12 protein-coding genes and 1 pseudogene are annotated in these 18654 nt (G+C 69.0%); 8 read left to right on the top strand and 5 right to left on the bottom strand.

Features of this window, described 5'->3' with window-relative positions:
• Positions 1–480: 480 nt before the first annotated feature.
• Together HNQ52_RS10920 and HNQ52_RS16910 are read left to right on the top strand one after the other, a co-directional pair.
• Complete coding sequence (locus tag HNQ52_RS10920; protein WP_183961166.1) at positions 481–1551, top strand: fatty acid desaturase; 1071 nt, start codon at positions 481–483, stop codon at positions 1549–1551.
• A gap of 74 nt (positions 1552–1625) precedes the next feature.
• The gene (locus HNQ52_RS16910; RefSeq protein WP_221282026.1) at positions 1626–2036 is read left to right on the top strand and encodes a hypothetical protein; all 411 of its coding nucleotides are present in this window, start codon (positions 1626–1628) and stop codon (positions 2034–2036) included.
• A 63-nt stretch (positions 2037–2099) separates the two neighbouring features.
• Here HNQ52_RS16910 and HNQ52_RS10910 read toward each other — a convergent pair whose 3' ends face one another.
• Complete coding sequence (locus tag HNQ52_RS10910) at positions 2100–5393, bottom strand: S41 family peptidase (RefSeq protein WP_183961164.1); 3294 nt, start codon at positions 5391–5393, stop codon at positions 2100–2102.
• A gap of 146 nt (positions 5394–5539) precedes the next feature.
• On the opposite strand from HNQ52_RS10910, the gene HNQ52_RS10905 reads away from it, so the two are divergent.
• Positions 5540–6133 carry a sigma-70 family RNA polymerase sigma factor gene (locus HNQ52_RS10905; RefSeq protein WP_183961163.1) on the top strand — a complete coding sequence of 198 codons (594 nt, stop codon included), beginning with the start codon at positions 5540–5542 and terminating at the stop codon, positions 6131–6133.
• Positions 6134–6497: 364 nt separating this feature from the next.
• Positions 6498–8135, top strand: coding sequence for a DUF4394 domain-containing protein (locus HNQ52_RS10900; RefSeq protein WP_183961162.1), 1638 nt, complete (start codon positions 6498–6500; stop codon positions 8133–8135).
• Between the two features lie 59 nt (positions 8136–8194).
• Here the strand turns inward: HNQ52_RS10900 and ltaE are convergent, their stop codons facing one another.
• Positions 8195–9211 carry a low-specificity L-threonine aldolase gene (ltaE, locus tag HNQ52_RS10895; RefSeq protein ID WP_183961161.1) on the bottom strand — a complete coding sequence of 339 codons (1017 nt, stop codon included), beginning with the start codon at positions 9209–9211 and terminating at the stop codon, positions 8195–8197.
• 175 nt (positions 9212–9386) lie between these two features.
• On the bottom strand, positions 9387–10547 hold the full coding sequence (locus tag HNQ52_RS10890; RefSeq protein WP_343059321.1) for an acyl-CoA dehydrogenase family protein: 1161 nt from the start codon (positions 10545–10547) through the stop codon (positions 9387–9389).
• Positions 10548–10730: 183 nt separating this feature from the next.
• Here HNQ52_RS10890 and HNQ52_RS10885 point away from each other — a divergent pair, with 183 nt between their 5' ends.
• From HNQ52_RS10885 to metH, 4 genes and pseudogenes are all read left to right on the top strand, one after another.
• Entirely contained in the window at positions 10731–11327 is a 597-nt protein-coding gene (locus HNQ52_RS10885; RefSeq protein ID WP_183961159.1) for a hypothetical protein, read from the top strand.
• Between the two features lie 80 nt (positions 11328–11407).
• A pseudogene (locus tag HNQ52_RS10880) lies at positions 11408–12331 on the top strand (ArsR/SmtB family transcription factor); the annotation flags it as partial.
• Positions 12332–12333: 2 nt separating this feature from the next.
• Complete coding sequence (locus tag HNQ52_RS10875; RefSeq protein WP_183961157.1) at positions 12334–13422, top strand: homocysteine S-methyltransferase family protein; 1089 nt, start codon at positions 12334–12336, stop codon at positions 13420–13422.
• Entirely contained in the window at positions 13419–16121 is a 2703-nt protein-coding gene (gene metH / locus HNQ52_RS10870; protein ID WP_183961156.1) for a methionine synthase, read from the top strand. Before HNQ52_RS10875 ends, metH begins: the two co-directional genes overlap by 4 nt.
• Before the next feature lie 54 nt (positions 16122–16175).
• Here the strand turns inward: metH and pheA are convergent, their stop codons facing one another.
• Positions 16176–17399: a prephenate dehydratase gene (gene pheA, locus HNQ52_RS10865; protein WP_183961155.1), complete on the bottom strand. Its 1224-nt coding sequence runs from the start codon at positions 17397–17399 to the stop codon at positions 16176–16178.
• Positions 17400–17430: 31 nt separating this feature from the next.
• Positions 17431–18516 (bottom strand): 3-phosphoserine/phosphohydroxythreonine transaminase, encoded by a 1086-nt coding sequence (serC, locus tag HNQ52_RS10860; protein WP_183961154.1) that lies wholly within the window; start codon positions 18514–18516, stop codon positions 17431–17433.
• Positions 18517–18654: the final 138 nt, after the last annotated feature.

Below are 18654 nucleotides of genomic sequence, written 5' to 3'. Positions count from 1 at the left end.
AGCGCCATCCATGCGGGCCACCGCCCAGCCCACCGGCGCCAGCGTCGATCCCGACAGCCCCGCCGCCAGCACCGTCCACGCAAGCAACGACCGCATCCCCCAACCACTTCCCGCGGACAGCTTCGACATTCCGTGTTGCATCTGCATTCCTTCCTTGGCAGCGGGCTGTTCTTGGCCCGAATCTGCTCTTCCTACGCGGAACTTTCCGAGCGGAGCGCAACATCGGGTGCACATTCGTACAAGCCGCTCCGACGCAACCCGATCACGACACAGACGCCGATCGTGTTGCGCTTTCCATCAATAACAGGCTTGATCGAAATTGCGATGGCAAACGAAAAAACGGTTAGCCCACGTGTCCAGATGACGATCAACGCGCTCTACCCGCCCACATCCGCGCTCTGCCGCAATGCCGAACGCCAGCGTCAATCCGGACTGCGTCACGCATCCTGTGCGCCCACCGGAAACGTCAATCTTCCTTCGATGGCGTATCCTGCCGCGGTTGCCCCCCAACACGCGTTCCGGAGACGTGTCCTGACCATCGCCGCCGAATCACCCACCGTCAACCTGCGTGCGCTCTGCGCGCGATTCGCGAAGCCGCATCACGGGCGCGCCCTTTGGCAACTGTTCAACACCCTGCCGCTGTTCCTCGGACTGTGGGCACTGATGGCGTGGAGCGTGATTGCGGACTGGAACTACGGATGGACCCTGCTGCTGGCGTTGCCCGCCGCCGGTCTCTACGTGCGCACCTTCATCATCCAGCACGATTGCGGGCACGGCTCGTTCTTCGCGAGCCAGCGCGCGAACGATGCCGTGGGCCGTCAGCTCGGTCTCATCACGCTGTTCCCGTACGGTTACTGGAAAAAGACCCACGCCGTGCACCACGGCACCTCGAGCAATCTCGACCGCCGCGAAATGGGCGACATCGACACGCTCACCGTGACCGAATACAGGGCCCGTTCGTGGTTCGGACGCGTCTGCTACCGCTTCTATCGCAGCACGCCGGTGCTGCTGGGCATCGGGCCGATCTACCAGTTCGTCATCAAGCACCGCTTTCCGTTCGATCTTCCGTTTTCGTGGAAGAAGGAATGGGCCAGCGTGCTGCTCAACAACCTGATGCTGCTGGTGGCCGGCGGCCTGCTGAGCTGGTGGCTGGGCTGGCAGACGGTGCTGCTGGTGCATCTGCCCATCGTGCTGGTCGCGGGTGCGCTGGGGGTGTGGCTGTTCTATGTGCAGCACACGTTCGAAGGCGCGGTGTGGACGCGGCAGGAGGGCTGGGATTCGCAGCACGCGGCGATCGCGGGCAGCTCGTTCTACGACCTGCCGCAGGTACTGCACTGGTTCACCGGAAACATCGGCTACCACCACGTGCATCACCTCGCGAGCCGCATTCCCAATTACCGGCTGCGCGAGTGCCACGAATCGCACCCGGCACTGCGGACGGCGCCGCGCATCACGCTGTGGACCAGCCTGCGAAGCGCACGACTGAAGCTCTGGGACGAGGACGCACAACGCATGGTGGGCTTTCGCAACGTGCGCGCACGCGCGCGCTGAGGGCGCGGGCGATCGCTTCCGGTCGCCGGCCGATCGGCGGGCTGCAGACTCGCTGAATCGCGCCGCTGCCCGTCGTGCCGGGCCGGCACGATCCATGCTTTGCGTCGTCCATCCGACGCCGACGCCTCCGCATGGACACCAATATTCCGCCCGACAGCTGTGGCACCGCCGACACCGCCCGGTTCGGATTCCGGACCGCGTGCTGGTTGCGCATTCTGCATCCGACCACCGCGGTCCGATCCTGCTTCGAACCCCTGCCGTCCGCGCGCGTTGTGCGCCACGGCGATTATGTGCACGTGCTCTACGATGTCGACGCCTGGAGCGCCACCGGCGTCATCACGCGCGAGGACGTCGTCGCCCGGCTGCGCAGCGCGCTGTTCGCCTGCGAGATCTCGCACGATCTGGCACTGGGTCACTTTCTCTGCGAAACCGGCAGCGCCGCGCACGACGGCGCGGAAATCGATCGGGCCATGCGCACGAGCTGACCGCATCCGGCGAAATGCGGCATGTTCCGACGCGGGCCGTTCGATCGCCCGCGAACGCGGCCTTCACTGCAGCCGCACCGGCTCCAGCGGCGGGATGACGCCCGGACGCATCGGCGGCACCGGGTCGCTCGCGAGTTTCTGCTGCAGGTAGGCGATGGCACGGTCGAGCTGTGCGTCGCCGCCGTTGAAGGTGGCGTGCGGCAGGTTGTCGACCACGATGTCGGGCGAGACGCCGACGTTCTCGACCAGCCACTGGCCGTCGATGCCGTACTGCGGGTATTCGGCCACGCGCGCGCGTCCGCGGTCGACCAGCGCGTTGCCGTCCGAGAGCCACACGCCGGCGCCGGCGGTGCGCGTACCGATCAGCGGTGCGATCTTCAGTGCCTGCACGCCGGCGGCGAAGGTTTCGCCGTCGGAATAGGTGAGCGCGTCGGTCAGCACCACGAGGTGGCCGCGGAAGGTCTGCTGCATGTTGCTGTACGGCAGGCCGTCGGGACGCGACCAGAAGGCCCACGCGCGGCGCAGCAGTTTTTCGATGATCCAGCTGTCGATGTTGCCGCCGCGGTTGCGGCGCACGTCGATGATGAGGCCGTCGCGGTCGAACTGCGCGTAGAACTCGCGCACGAAGGCGGCCATGTCGCCGCCGCCCATCGCGCGCAGGTGCAGGTAGCCGAGCCTGCCGCCGCCGGCCTGCTCCACGCGGGCGGCGCGCGACTTGGTCCAGTCGATGTAGCGCAGGTCTTCCTCGCGTCGCGCGTCGACCGGCACCACGACCACCTTGCGTGCCTTGCCCGCGCGCTCGACCTGCAGCAGCACTTGCTGGCCCGCGGTGTTGCGCAGCAGTTCGGAGATGTCGGCTGCATCGCGCGCCGGCACGCCGTTGATTGCGGTGATGGTGTCGCCTACACGCACGTCCACGCCGGGGGCCTGCAACGGCGCGCGCTCGCTCGGCAATTCGGCCTCGGTGCGCGCGATGTGCGTCACGCGCCAGCCACGGGCCACCTTGTCGTAGCGCGCGCCCAGGCCGGCGTAGGCCACCGTGTCCTCCACGCGGCGCGTGTCGCCCGGGACGATCTGCGAATGCAGCGCGCCCAGCTCGCCCATCGCCTGCGCCAGCACGTCGTCGAGTTCGTTGCGGTCGGTGACGCGTTCGAGCAACGGCGCGTAGCGCGCGCGCACGGCCGGCCAGTCGACGCCGCGCAGGTGCTTGTCGAAGAAGTGGTCGCGGTGCATGCGCCAGGCGTCGCCGAACATCTGCGTCCACTCGGCGCGCGGGTCGATGCGCAGACGCCAGTCGTCCAGGCGCACCGTGACCTGCGAGAGGTCCTTCGGCGCGGTGGCGGCGGCGTTGACGATGTGCAGCGTGCCGGGCGTCTTCTCGTCCTTGGCCGGCGTGCCGAACAGCACCTTCCCGCCGTCGGCGGAGACGGCGAAGTACGCGACGTTGGTGGCGAACTCTTCGGTTTTCGGCGGCTTGTTGCCGATCTCCAGCGTGCTCAGCGTGCCGGACTCGCCGTCGCGCGCGAGCAGGTAGAGACGCTCGCCGTCGGTCTGCAGCTCGCGATAGTCGCCGGCGGGCAGCGGCACTTCGTAGAGGCGGTCGGCAAGACCGTCCCAGGTGACGGGCAGCGAGGGTGGCGCGGTGTCGTCGCTGTCCTTGGCGTCCTTGTCGCTCTTGTCGGCATCGTCGTCTTTGCTGCCCGCATCGTCGCCGGCCAGTTCGTCGTCTGCCCGGAACGGAAAGCGATTGTCGGCCTGCAGCGCGATCGCGTAGACCTTGCTGCGTTCGTCGAAGAACGGACCGGTGTTGCGGTCGCCCCACGGCGCGCCGTTGGCGAGCGCGAACTGCCGCTCGGACAGGAACCACAGCCAGCGGCCGTCGCGTGAAAATGCCGGCGATGCGGATTCGTATTTTTCGCTGGTGAGCCACTGCATGCGGCTGCCGTCGCGCGCCGCCAGCGCAAGGCGCTCGCGGCCGCCGGCCTTGGTCGCGCGCGCGAACGCGAGGTGCCGGCTGTCCGGCGCCCAGGCGATGGCGGAATACCCCTCGTTGCCGTCCTTGCCGCCGTCGTCGAGCAGGGTGTTGCGGCCGCTCGCGATGTCGAGCAGCCAGAGTCGGCCGCGCTTGTCGTCGTGCGCGATGGTCTTGCCGTCGGGCGAGAGGTGCAGGTTCCAGCGCTGCGTGTCCGCGTCACGCGTGAGCTGCTTGCCACCGGGGCTGCCGTCGGCCGGAAACTGCCAGACTTCCTCCTCGCCGCTGGCGTCCGAGATGGCGTAGACGAACTTTCCGTCCTTGCCGACCGTGCCGCTGGTCAGGCGCGTCCCGAGCGGCGCACCGATGTCGACGCGGCGACGTGGCCCGATGCCTGCGACGGTGACGCGGCCGCGCGCGGTCAGCGCGACACGTTCGCCGTCGGCCGCAAGGTCGGTCCACTCCACGTACCGCGCCGGGCGGTCGATCCAGCGCTCGCGGCGCTGGTCGAAATCCGATACCAGGTCGATGTCCAGCGTGGTATCGGCGCGCGATGCGAGATCGAGCGCGTGAATGTCGGCGCCGAGCTGGTACACCAGCGCGTCGCCGTCGAGACTGGCCGAGCGCACGCCGAAGTCGGTGTGCTGCGTGAGCGCCTGCATCGCGCCGGTGGCCGGGTCGAGCAGAAAGAGGTTGTCGCGGCCGCCGCGGTCGGCGATGACGATCAGGCGATCCTTCCACCACAGCGGACGCCGGAGGTTGACGTCCTGCGGACCGATGCGCTCGCCTTCGCGACCGCGGGCAAGGTCGAAACGCCACAGCTGCGACAGTGCGCCGCCGCGGTAGCCGCGTGCGTTGTCGCCGGTGACGCTGAGGCCGAAGCGCACGAAATAGACGGTGTTGCCGTCGGGCGAGAGCACGGCGTCGTTGGCATCGGCCAGCGGCAGTACGCGGCGCGTGCCGGAGGCCGGGTCGACTGCGGCCACCACGCGCATCGAGGCCGGTCCGCTGACGTCGGAGGTGGCGTAGAGCACCTCGCCCTGCGCGGTCCAGCCGAGCGTCAGCGCACGCGTGTTTTCGAAGCTCACGCGGCGCGGATCGCCCCCGGCGAGCGGCATCACGTAGACCTCGAGCGGGCCGTGGTACGACGCGGAGAACGCCACCGAGCGGCCATCGGGCGACACCGCGGCCCGACTCTCCTCGGCCGCATGCGTGGTCAGCCGGCGCGCGGCCCCGCCGGCGCGCGCGACCGACCACAGATCCCCTTCGGCCGTGAACAGCACGGTGTCGCCGTGGATCGCGGGGTAGCGGAAGTAGCCGGGCTCGGCCGCCCCGACGCCGGAGCCGAGCGCGACGAATCCGAGCAGCAGCGCGATGCGTTTCATGCAAGACCCTTCCGAAGGCGACCAGCCCCCGATGGTAGCGTGCCCGCATCGCGGCGCGCGTGCCGAAAGCCGGGGCCCGGCGACAGCGGCGAGGAATTCCACCACACTATCGCCTCCATCAACGCCGCAGCGAGCCAGGACGCGACGTGCTTCCAGACGAACCATCGCCGCCGCGCGCCGACGACGATCTCGCCCCGCTGCTGCAGCGTATCCGCGCACGCGAGCAGGCTGCGCTGAGCGAGCTCTACGAACGGACCTCGTCGCAGGTCTACACCACCGCGTTCAACATGCTGCGCGATCCGAACGACGCGGAAGAAGTGGTGGGCGACGTCTACCAGCAGGTGTGGGAAAAGGTCGAGTCGTACGACCCGGCGCGCGGTCGCGTGATCGCGTGGCTGCTGACCCAGGCATGGACGCGCGCGATCGACCGCCAGCGGCGCGAGCGCCGTCACAGCCGCGTGCTGCACCTCGACTCCACCGACATGGCCTCGGTGCCGGACGACACCCTGTCGTCGGCGCGGCTGATCGATGCGCTGGACGCGGAGAGCGCGGTCGGCAAGGCCTTCGATCGCCTCTCGGCCGCGCAGCGCGAGATGGTGGCGCTGGCCTTCTACGAGGATCTGTCGCACCCGGAAATCGCCGAGCGCACCGGCATGGCGATCGGCACCGTCAAGTCCCACATCCGACGCGGGCTCGCCGCGCTGCGCAAGGCCCTCGGCGGCGGGCGTTCCAACGACTGAAGCCATCGGCTCGAACGCGTCGATGCGGGCGCGCGATCGCTCGACGAGACCGCAGCGCCGACGCCGGCGGTCCGTGCGCCCCCGCGAGCACACTTTTTTACATTCCCCTGCATCCGCGGTTGCGGACCTGCGCGTACTGGACCGAAGGAGAACGGTTCGGACGCGCGTTCTCCGCACGCGCTTGCAGCCCGGGGGCGCGCAAGACGCGGCCGTCCTCCCATCGGAACCGTGACACAGCTCACATAAACCAACGATTCGCCGCCCATGTGCGGCGACATGCATGTCGCGATCGATGCACACAGGGGTATCGCGCATGGCCTGCCATCCAAGCCGCAGCACCGCAACTCCCTTTCAGGAGACGCCAATGAAGTGCATCCCCCGCTGCATCGTGCTGGCCGCGCTCGTCGCCGCCAGTCCCGCCGCCTTCGCGCAGACCGTCATCGGCCTCAACGATGGCAACACCCTCGTCCGGTTCTCCGCCAGCGCCCCCGGCGCCGTGCCGGCCACCGTGCCCGTCTCCGGTCTCGACGCCGGGGAAACCCTGCTCGGGATCGACTTCCGCCCCGCGACCGGCGCGCTCTACGGCGTCGGCGATGCAGGCAACCTCTACGTGATCGATCCGGTCACCGGCGTCGCTACCACCAGTGCCACACTCGATGTCGCGCTCGACGGTAGCGTGTTCGGCGTCGACTTCAATCCCGTTCCCGATCGCCTGCGCGTGGTCAGCGACACCGGCCAGAACCTGCGCATCAATGTCGACACCGGTGCGACCCTTGTCGACGGCCCGATCAATCCCGCCGGTCCGCAGCTGGTGGCCGCCGGCTACATCAACAGCGTCAATCCGGCACCGATGACGACCGCGCTCTACGTCGTGGACGTGGTGACGAGCGACCTCCTGCTGCAGGCACCGCCGAATGACGGCACCGTCACTGCCGTCGGCGATCTCGGCGTGGTGCTCGATGCCTCCGGCGACCACAGCCTCGATGTGCTTACCGTCGGTGCGGTGAACACGGCGTATGCTGCGTTCCGCGTCGGTGGCACCACGACGTTCTACACCATCGATCTCGCCACCGGCGCGGCCACGTCCCGCGGTGCGGTCGGCGGCAATCCAGCGCTGCGCGGCATCGCGGTGACCGCCGCGACCCTTCCGCCCGCAGCGGTGCCCGGCACGGCGATCGGGCTCGACGGCGCGAACGGCCTGGTGCTGTTTTCCTCGGCGGCACCGGCCGGCGCCGCCACGGTGCGCGCGGTCACCGGCCTGACCGGCGGCGATCAACTCGTCGGCATTGATTTCCGTCCCGCGACCGGCGCGCTGTACGCGCTGGCATCGTCCGGCCGGCTCTACACGGTGGACCCCCAGACCGGCGCAGCGACGCTTGCCTCCACGCTCAGCGTCGCGCCGTCGGGCACGAGCTTCGGCGTCGACTTCAATCCGGTGCCCGACCGCCTGCGCGTGGTGAGCAACACCGGACAGAACCTGCGCGTGAACGTGGACACCGGCGAGACCCTCGTCGACGGCCCGATCAATCCCGCCGGCCCGGCCGTGGCGGGCTCGGCCTACATCAACAGCGTCAATCCGGCACCGGCCGGCACCGCGCTGTACGACATCGATCCCAACAGCGACACGCTGTTCCTGCAGAACCCGCCCAACGACGGCACCGTGGTGGCCATCGGCGCGCTCGGCGTCGCGGTGGACGCCAACACCGGCTTCGACGTGCTCAGCAGCGGCGGCACCAACACCGCCATCGCCGCGCTCACCGTCGGCGGCGCCACCGGCCTGTACGGCATCGACCTAACCACCGGCGCGGCCACGCTGATCGGCAACGTGTCCGGCAATCCGACCCTGCGCGGGCTGGCGCTCAGCGCCGCGGTCATCGGCAATCCGGCGCCGCCGACGGCGTCCATGCCCAATGTGGTTCCCGCCACTTCGCCGCTGTTCCTGCTGCTCGTCGGCCTCGGCGTGCTCGGCCTTGCAGGCTTCGCGATGCGCCGCGGCAGCTGACGCCGCGTTCCCGTCACTCCCACTCCCGGGCGCAGTCCATCGCGCCCGGCTTTTTTTGCTCAGTTCGCGAAGAACCGGGCGAGCGAGTCGACGCTGCGTGCAATCGCCGCATCGTCGATGTCCAGATGCGTCACGAGGCGCACCGTGGGCAGATAGCCGATGCTGACGCGGATGCCGTCGCCGGCCAGGTGCGCGGCGAGCGCGGCCTGGCGCGCGACCGGCACGTCGACGAACACCATGTTGGTGTGGCAGCCGAGCAGTTGCAGACCCTCGATGCCCGAGAGCGCGTCGGCCAGGCGCGCGGCGCGGGCGTGATCGTCGGCCAGGCGCGCCACGTGATGATCGAGCGCGTGCAGCGCCGCGGCCGCCAGCACGCCGGACTGGCGCATGCCGCCGCCGAGCATCTTGCGCCAGCGCCGGCCCTGCCCCATCAGGGCCGCGCTGCCGAGCAGCACCGACCCCACCGGCGCACCAAGCCCTTTCGACAGGCACACCGACACACTGTCGAACGGTGTCGCAAGCGTGCGTGCCGGCACGCCGCTCGCGATCGCCGCGTTGAACAGCCGTGCGCCGTCGAGGTGGCAGGCAAGGCCGCGGCTGCGGGCCCAGTCGGTGGCCTCCTGCACATAGCGCTGCGGCAGCACCCGTCCGTGCCAGGTGTTTTCCAGCGCCAGCAGACGCGTGCGCGCGAAGTGCGGATCGTCCGGCTTCACCGCACGCTGCAGTGCGTCGAGCGGCAGCGTGCCGTCGGGCGCGTGTGCGATCGGCTGCGGCTGGATCGAGCCGAGCACGGCCGCGCCGCCGCCTTCGTACTTGTAGGTGTGCGCTTCCATGCCGACGAGGTATTCGTCGCCGCGCGCGCAGTGGCACAGCAGCGCGATGAGGTTGCTCTGCGTGCCGCTCGGCACGAAGAGGCCGGCCTCGAAGCCCAGTTCGGCGGCGAGACGTTCCTCGAGCGCGCGCACGGTGGGGTCCTCGCCGTAGACATCGTCGCCGACGGGGGCGGCGGCCATCGCCGCACGCATGGCCGCGGTGGGACGGGTGACGGTGTCGCTGCGCAGGTCGATGGGCGTCATGGCGTGCGGGTCCGGGGAAAAGGCAACTGTGTGCAGCTGCGTCGCGCGGCGCACGTGCCGATGGTCGCGGCGCCCGTGCGGACGCGGGAGCGAGTCCGCGCGCATCCGGGCGACGCCGGTGCGCACGGTGCGCACGGTGCGCAGGCGCGACGACGTCGCATCGCCGCGCTGCGGCTCAGCGCAGACCGGTCTCGTTGCGCGCGATGACCAGACGCTGGATCTCGCTCGTGCCCTCGTAGATCTCGGTGATCTTGGCGTCGCGGAAGTAGCGCTCCAGCGGCATTTCCTTCGAATAGCCCATGCCGCCGTGGAGCTGCACCGCCTGGTGGGTGATCCACATCGCGGCTTCGGATGCGAACAGCTTGGCGATCGCGGCCTCGTTGCCGAACCGTCCGCCGGTCCTGTCCGCCTCGGCCTTGGCCCAGCCGGCGCGCAGCGTGAGCAGCGTGGCGGCATCGAGCTTGCACTTCATGTCGGCGATCTTCGCTTGCGTCATCTGGAACGTCCCGATCGGCGCGCCGAAGGCCTTGCGTTCCTTGACGTAGGCGAGCGTGGCCTCGTATGCCGCCCGCGCAATGCCGACCGCCTGCGAGGCGATGCCGATGCGGCCGGCATCGAGCACGCCCATCGCGATCTTGAACCCCTCGCCGTCCTTGCCGAGCACGTCCTCGGGCGCGACGCGGAAATCGGCGAACTCGATCTCGCACGTGGCCGAGGCGCGAATGCCGAGCTTGGGTTCGGTCTTGCCGCGCGAAAAACCGGGAAGATCGGTATCGATCAGGAACGCGGTGACGCCGCGCGCGCCCCTGTCCGGTTCGCTCATCGCGAACAGCACGATGTACTTGGCCACGGGACCGGACGTGATCCAGCTCTTCTTGCCGTTGACGATGTAGCTGCCGTCGTCCTGGCGCACGGCGCGGCAGCGCATCGCGGTGGCGTCGGAGCCGGACTGCGGCTCGGTCAGCGCGAAGGCCCCGATCTCGCGGCCTTCGGCAATGGCACGGACATACTTCTGCTTCTGTTCCTCGGTGCCGTACTTGAGGATGCCGTTGCAGAACAGCGAATTGTTCACCGACACGATGGTGGAGTGCGCGGCATCGCCGGCGGCGATCTCGATCATCGCCAGCACGTAGCTGACCGGGTCCATGCCGGCGCCGCCGTACTCGGCCGGCACCTCGATGCCCATGAGTCCGTTTTCGCCGAGCAGGCGGATGTTCTCGCGCGGGAATTCGCCGGTGCGGTCGTGGTGTTCGGCCGAAGGCGCGATCTTTTCCTGCGCGATGCGGCGCGCCACGTCCTGGATCATCAGCTGTTCGTCGGTGAATCGGAAATCCACGGCTCGCTCCGTCGTGCGGAAGAAAAGAACGGCCATTCTACCTTTCCCGCGCCGTCGGGTGGCGCGGCGCCCGGGACGATGCACCACCCGGCCGCGGACATGCGCTGTCCGGATCGCGCCTGCTTCGCTGTCATTGCATGGACGTAGCATCCTGCCCTTCCCTCTCGACCCGGAACCCCCGCCATGATCCGTCGTCCGTTGACCGCCGCCGTTGCCGTCCTGCTGCTCGCCACCGCCGCGTGCAGCGACACCACCCCGGCCGACACCGCCCGGCCAGACACTGCCCGGCCCGACACCGCCGTCGCGCCGCCGCCCGCCGCGGCGACGGGCACCGATGCGCCACCGCCCGACCTGCCCGCATTGCCGGAGCCCTACCGCCGCACGCTCACGCGCGCCTTCGGCACCGCCGCCGAAGGCCGCGATCCGACGATGGCGTGCACCAGCGTGATCGCGCGCGCCGCCGGCAATCCGCCACCCGATGGCGGCGCGCCGACGGCCGACGCGGTGCGTGCCTTCGAGCTGTGCTACGTCGACGTGCGCGCCCGCTACATCGAACACGTGATGGACGAGATCACGCCCCAGACGCCGGCCGACGTCCGCGACACCGCATGCCTGAAAATCATCTCGCACGCGATCATCGCGCGCAGCAGCCTCGGCACGTTCGCGAAAAACGTGTCCCTGGACGTCGCCACGCTCGACCGCACGCTGGCCGACCGCGTGCGCGGTTCCGTGCAACCGCTGTGTCCGGACCAGTTCGCCACCCTCGAAGGCCAGCGCTGAGGCCCGCAGCCGCGCCGGCTTGACCCCCGCGGCCCGCACCGGGACAATTCATCCCTGAATCGCGATAAAGGGATGAATGCGTGGATCTGGATGCCTGGTCGGCCTGCCTGCGTGTGCTGTCGGACCCCACGCGGGTGCGGCTGCTCGCGTTGCTCGAACGCGAGGAGCTGACCGTCGCCGAGCTCTCCGCGATCACGCGCCTCGCCCAGCCGCGCGTTTCGACCCACCTGGCGCGGCTCAAGGAACACGGCCTGGTGCGCGACCGCCGCGCCGGCGTCTCGGCCTACTACCGCTTCGCCGAAGACGACATGGACGCGGCCCAGCGTGCGCTGTGGAAGGCCCTGTCCGACGGCGCGGACGATCCGCTGCTGCGTTCGGACGCCGAGCGCGTGCCCGACGTGCTCGCCGCGCGCGCCTCGGAGCAGAACTGGGCCGACACCGTGGCCGGCGACATGGAACGCCACTATTCCCCCGGTCGCACCTGGGAGACGCTCGCGCGCGCAGCGCTGCAGCTGGTGGAGCCGGGCGACGTGCTCGACATCGCCTCCGGCGACGGTGTGCTGGCCGAGCTGCTGGCGCCGCGCGCGCAGCGCTACGTGTGCATCGATTCGAGCCCGCGCGTGGTGGCGGCCGCACGCGAACGCCTGCGCGGGTTCGCCAACGTCGACGTACGCGAGGGCGACATGCACGCCACGGAGTTCCCCGACGCCAGCTTCGATCTCGTGCTGCTGATGCACGCACTCACCTACGCCGAAAAACCCGGCCAGGCGCTGGTCGAGTCCTCGCGCGTGCTTCGCCCCGGCGGTCAACTCATCGCCACCACGCTGGCAAAACACGAACACCGCGGCGTGATCGAGCCCTACGGCCACGCCAACCTCGGCTTCACGGCGAAGGAACTCGCGAAACTCGCGACCAGGGCCGGTCTCGACGTGATCTCGTGCGAAATCATCACGCGCGAAAAACGCCCGCCGCATTTCGAAGTGGTGTCCCTGCTCGCGAGGAAGGCATGAAACCGCTGCCCTGGCTCAACCCGGCGCGTGCGCAGGCGCTCTTGCAGGCGCTGCGCGAGCGCATCCTCATCATCGACGGCGCGATGGGCACGATGATCCAGCAGTGGCGCCTCGAAGAAGCCGACTACCGCGGCGAACGTTTCGCCGGCGGCTTCGACGCGCAACACGCGGACCCGGCGCATCCGGCATGCGGCCACGACCTCAAGGGCAACAACGACCTGCTGCTGCTCACACGCCCGGACGTGATCGCCGCCGTGCACACCGCCTACCTCGAGGCCGGCGCCGATCTGATCGAAACCAACACCTTCAACGCGACGGCCGTCAGCCAGGCCGACTACCACCTCGAACACATCGTCTACGAACTCAACAAGGCGGGCGCGGCCCTCGCGCGCCGGTGCTGCGCCGCGATCGAGGCGACAACGCCGGACAGGCCACGCTTCGTGATCGGCGTGCTCGGCCCCACCAGCCGCACCGCGTCGATCAGCCCGGACGTCAACGATCCGGGTTTCCGCAACACCAGCTTCGAGGAACTGCGCGTCACCTACCGCGAAGCGGTCGACGGCCTCATCGACGGCGGCGCCGACACCATCATGGTGGAGACCATCTTCGACACGCTCAATGCAAAAGCCGCACTGTTCGCGGTGGAAGAAGCCTTCGATGCGCGCGGCGGCCGTCTGCCGATCATGATCTCCGGCACCATCACCGACGCCTCCGGCCGCACCCTCTCGGGCCAGACCGCGGAAGCGTTCCACGCCTCGATGGCGCACGCGCAGCCGCTGTCGATCGGGCTCAACTGCGCGCTCGGCGCGAAGGACCTGCGCGAGCACATCGAAACCCTCGCACGCGTGTCGGACGGCTACGTCTCCGCGCACCCGAATGCCGGCCTGCCGAACGCCTTCGGCGAGTACGACGAAACCCCGGAAGAAATGGCCGAAACGCTGCAGGAATTCGCCCGCTCCGGCCTGCTGAATCTCGTCGGCGGCTGCTGCGGCACCACGCCGGCGCACATCGCGGCCATCGCGCAGGCCATGCGGGGCATCGCTCCGCGTGCCCTGCCCCGCGACCCGGAGCGCCGCGCCGCATGAGTGCAGGTCCGCGTCACACCCGCCTCTCCGGCCTCGAACCGCTCGTCATCACGCCGGAGCTGCTGTTCGTCAACGTCGGCGAACGCACCAACGTTACCGGCAGCGCGCAGTTCCGCAAGCTGATCAAGGAAGAACGTTACGCCGAGGCCGTCGAGGTCGCACGGCAGCAGGTCGAGAACGGTGCGCAGATCCTCGACGTCAACATGGACGAGGGCCTGATCGACTCCGAGGCCGCGATGACACGCTACCTCAACCTCATCGCCGCCGAACCCGACATCGCCCGCATCCCGGTGATGGTCGATTCGTCCAGGTGGAGCGTGATCGAAGCCGGCCTGCGCTGCCTGCAGGGCAAGGGCGTGGTGAACTCCATCTCGCTCAAGGAAGGCGAGGCGCAATTCCTCGAACACGCACGCAAGGTGCGCCGCTACGGCGCCGCCGCGGTCGTGATGGCCTTCGACGAAGCCGGCCAGGCGGACACGTGCGAGAGGAAGGTCGAGATCTGCACGCGCGCCTACCGCCTGCTGGTCGACGCACTCGATTTCCCGCCCGAAGACATCATCTTCGACCCCAACATCTTCGCCGTCGCCACCGGCATCGAGGAACACGACAACTACGCGGTCGAATTCATCGAGGCCACACGCATCATCCGCGCCACGTTGCCGCATTGCCACGTCTCGGGCGGCGTCTCGAACGTGTCGTTCTCGTTCCGCGGCAACGAGACCGTGCGCGCCGCCATCCATTCGGTGTTCCTCTACCACGCGATCCGCGCCGGCATGGACATGGGCATCGTCAACGCCGGCGCGCTGCCGATCTACGACGACCTCGATCCGGAACTGCGCGAACGCGTCGAGGACGTGATCCTCAACCGGCGCCGCGACGGCACCGAACGCCTGCTGGAGATCGCCGAGCGTTACAAGCGCGGGAGTCGGGAATCGGCACTCGGGAATCGGGAAGAGCAGGCATGGCGAACGCTACCCGTGGCGCAGCGTCTTGCGCATGCGCTGGTGCACGGCATCGATGCCTACGTCGACGCCGACACCGAGGAAGCGCGCCTGCAGTCGACGCGGCCGCTGGACGTGATCGAAGGCCCGCTGATGGCGGGCATGAACGTCGTCGGCGACCTCTTCGGCGCCGGCAAGATGTTCCTGCCCCAGGTGGTGAAATCGGCGCGCGTGATGAAGAAGGCGGTCGCGTGGCTGCTGCCCTGGATCGAGGCGGAAAAGCTGCGCACCGGCGACGCGGGAAAATCCAGCGGCAAGATCGTCCTGGCCACCGTCAAGGGCGACGTGCACGACATCGGCAAGAACATCGTCGGGGTGGTGCTGCGCTGCAACAACTTCGACGTGATCGACCTCGGCGTGATGGTGCCCACCCAGAAGATCCTCGACACCGCGCGCGCGGAACAGGCCGACATGATCGGCCTCTCCGGTCTGATCACGCCGTCGCTGGAGGAGATGAGCCACGTCGCGAAGGAAATGCAGCGGCAAGCCTTCCACGTGCCGCTGTTGATCGGCGGCGCGACCACGTCGCGCGCGCACACGGCGCTGAAGATCGAACCGCACTACAAGTGTCCCACCGTGTGGGTGAAGGACGCGTCGCGCGCGGTCGGTGTGGCGCAATCGCTGATCAGCCCGGAGCTGCGCGATGCGTTCGTGGCGGCCAACCAGGCCGACTATGCCGACATCCGCACCCGCCACAAGGACCGCGGCGCGGCGAAGAAACTCGTCACCCTGAGCCGCGCGCGCGCGCAGCGTTTCGACGGCGGCTGGGACGGCTACTCGCCGCCCGCGCCGACCACGCCCGGCATCACCGTCTTCGACGACTATCCGTTGTCCGACCTGGTGGAACGCATCGACTGGTCGCCGTTCTTCAATGCCTGGGAACTGGCCGGCCGCTATCCGGCCATCCTCTCCGACGCCGTCGTCGGACCACAGGCGAGCGAACTGTTCCGCGATGCGCAGGCCATGCTCCGACGCATCATCGACGAACGCTGGCTGATCGCGCGCGGCGTGCTCGGCTTCTGGCGTGCGGCGGCGGTGGGCGACGATGTCGAGGTGTTAGGCGCCGACGGCGCGCGGATCGAGACCCTGCACTTCCTGCGACAGCAGGCCGACAAGCCGGTGGAGCGCCCGAATTTTTCGCTGGCCGATTTCATCGCGCCCAAGGCGGCCGGTGTCGAGGACTGGATCGGCGCGTTCGCCGTCACCGCCGGCATCGGCATCGACGCGCACGTGGCGCGGTTCGAGCGCGAGCACGACGACTATTCCGCGATCATGCTCAAGGCGCTGGCCGACCGCCTCGCCGAAGCCTTCGCCGAACGCCTGCACGAGCGCGTGCGGCGCGAGTTCTGGGGCTATGCGCCGGACGAGGCGCTGAGCAACGAGGACATGATCGGCGAGAACTACCGCGGCATCCGTCCGGCGCCGGGCTATCCGGCGTGTCCGGACCACACCGAGAAGGACACCCTGTTCCGCATGCTCGATGCGACGAAGCATGCCGGCATCTCGATCACCGAGAGTTTCGCGATGCTGCCGACGGCCGCGGTGTCGGGCTGGTATTTCTCGCACCCGGGCAGCCAGTACTTCGTCGTCGGCCGGGTGACGCGCGAGCAGGTCGAGGACTACGCGAAGCGCAAGGGCTGGTCGATGCGCGACGCCGAGCGCTGGCTGGCGCCGAACCTGGATTACGATCCGGAGTAGCTCTGGCACTTCCCCCGTCGGAGGAAACGTCGGTCAAGGCGGAAGTAGCAACTGCTAGAGCACCGCCACCGGATACGAGCCCAGCACCTTCACCTGCACCGCGGCCTTCTCGAGCTCGCGCAGCGCGGCGCTCAGCGCGTCGTCCTGCACGTGGCCCAGCACGTCGATGAAGAAGGCGTATTGCCAGCGTCCGGTGTGCGCCGGGCGCGATTCGATGCGGTCCATGCTCACGCCGTGCCGCGCCAGCGGGCTCAGCACGTCGAACAGCGCGCCGGGGCGGTCGCTGATGAACACCAGCAGCGAGGTGCGGTCGTGCCCGCACGGCGGCAGCAGCTCGCGGCCGATGACGAGGAAACGCGTGGTGTTGTCCGGACGGTCCTCGATCGGGCCCGCAACCACCTTGAGCCCATACACATGTCCCGCCGACGCACCGGCGATGGCGCCGGCATCGTCGGAGCCGCGCGCGCGGCGTGCGGCTTCGGCGTTGCTCGACACCGGCACCTTCTCGGCCTTCGGCAGGTTCTGCCGCAGCCAGCTCTTGCACTGCGCCAGCGACATCGGATGCGAATACACGCGTTCGATGTCCTCGAGCCGGCCCGAACGCGACATCAGGTGCTGGTGCACGCGCAGCTCGACCTCGCCGCAGATCTTCAGCGGCGAGGTCAGGAACATGTCGAGCGTGACCTGGATGGTGCCCTGGCCGGAATTCTCCACCGGCACCACGCCGAAATCGGCATTGCCCGCGGCCACCTCCTGGAACACCTCCTCGATGCTCGCGAGCGGCAAGCCGTGTGCGGAGTGGCCGAAGTGCTTGTGCACGGCCTGCTGCGAGAACGTGCCTTCCGGTCCGAGGTAGCCGATCTTCAGCGGCTCCTGCTGCGCAAGGCACGCGGACATGATCTCGCGGAACAGGCGCACCAGCACCTCGTCCGACAGGGGGCCATCGTTGCGGTCCACCACCATGCGCAGCACCTGCGCCTCGCGCTCCGGGCGGTAGTAGTCGATCGCGGCCTTGAGCGGGCCCTTGGCCTTGCCGACCTGCAGCGCGAAGTTGGCGCGTTCGGCGATGAGGGCCTGGATCTGGCGGTCGATTCCGTCGATGCGTGCTCGCACGTCCGCGAGCACCGGCGCGCGCTCGGTCGCTGCAGGGGCGCCGCCCGTCGATCGCTTCGCCTCGCGCGTCGACGCGGCGGCGGGTCTTGTCGCCGCCTTCGGCGCGGTCGCGGCGGATTTCGACACGGCCTTGCTGCGTGACGGCTTCGATTTGCTCGGACTCATGCGGATCTCGTGAGGTGCAGGCGAATGGCGTTCAACCGTGGCGGCGTGCGAAGTCGTGCATGAACGCAACCAGCGCCCGCACGCCGTCGAGCGGCATCGCGTTGTACAGCGAAGCGCGCATGCCGCCGACCATCTTGTGGCCCTTCAGCGCGAGCAGGCCCGCGGCGCTGGATTCGGCGAGGAAGGGGGCATCGAGCGAGGAATCGTGCAGCGTGAACGGCACGTTCATGCGTGAACGGCAGTCGCGCTGCACCGGGTTCGAATAAAAGCCGCCGGAGCTGTCGATGGCCGAATACAGCAGTGCCGCCTTCTGACGGTTGATTTCTTCGATCGCGGCCAGGCCGCCCTGCGCCTTGAGCCACTTGAACACGCGGCCCGCGAGGTACCAGGCGAATGTCGGCGGCGTGTTGAGCAGCGAATGCTGTTCGGCGTGGGCGCGGTAGTTGAGGATCTTCGCCATCGGCCGCGGCTGCCGGGCAAGCAGATCGTCGCGCACGATCACAATCACGAGACCGGACGCGCCAACGTTTTTCTGCGCGCCGCCGTACAGCAGGCCGAAGCGCGACACGTCGAGCGGACGCGAGAGGAACATCGACGACACGTCGGCCACCAGCGGCGCGTCGCCCACGTCCGGGATCTCGAAGAACTCAACGCCGTGGATGGTTTCGTTCGGCGTGTAGTGCACGTAGGCCGCGCCGTCGGTGAGCTGCCACTGCGTCCGCGGCGGGATCGAGCGGAAACCGCCGGCTTCGCTGCTTGCCGCGGTGTGCACGCGCACGTACGGCGCCGCTTCGGCGACGGCCTTCTGGCCCCAGGCGCCGGTGACGATGTAGTCCGCGGTCTGGTCCTGTGCCGCGAGGTTCATCGGGATCTGCGCGAAGTGCTGGGTCGCGCCACCCTGCAGGAACAGGACGCGGTAGTTGTCCGGGATCGCGAGCAGGTCGCGCAGGTCCTGCTCCGATTCGGCCGCCATCGCCTCGAACGCCGCGCCGCGGTGCGAGAGCTCCATGACGGAGGCGCGTTCGCCGTGCCATTCGAGCAGTTCCGCCTGGGCTTCGCGCAGCACCGCGTCCGGCACGGCGGCCGGTCCGGCGCTGAAATTGAAGGCACGCGACATCGCGCAAATCCACGCGGTTCGGGCCCGCGAGGCTATCATGCGGCGGCGCAGCAGAATAGCGTCGCTCGGCGCGCGGCGATGACTCGCGGCCAACGCGGTGCGCAGCAGTGCGTATCTTTTGCGCCGTGCGAACGTATA

The organism is Chiayiivirga flava (assembly GCF_014202825.1).
GTDB classification, from domain to species: domain Bacteria; phylum Pseudomonadota; class Gammaproteobacteria; order Xanthomonadales; family Xanthomonadaceae; genus Chiayiivirga; species Chiayiivirga flava.
This window is presented reverse-complemented; position numbering and strand designations above follow the sequence as displayed.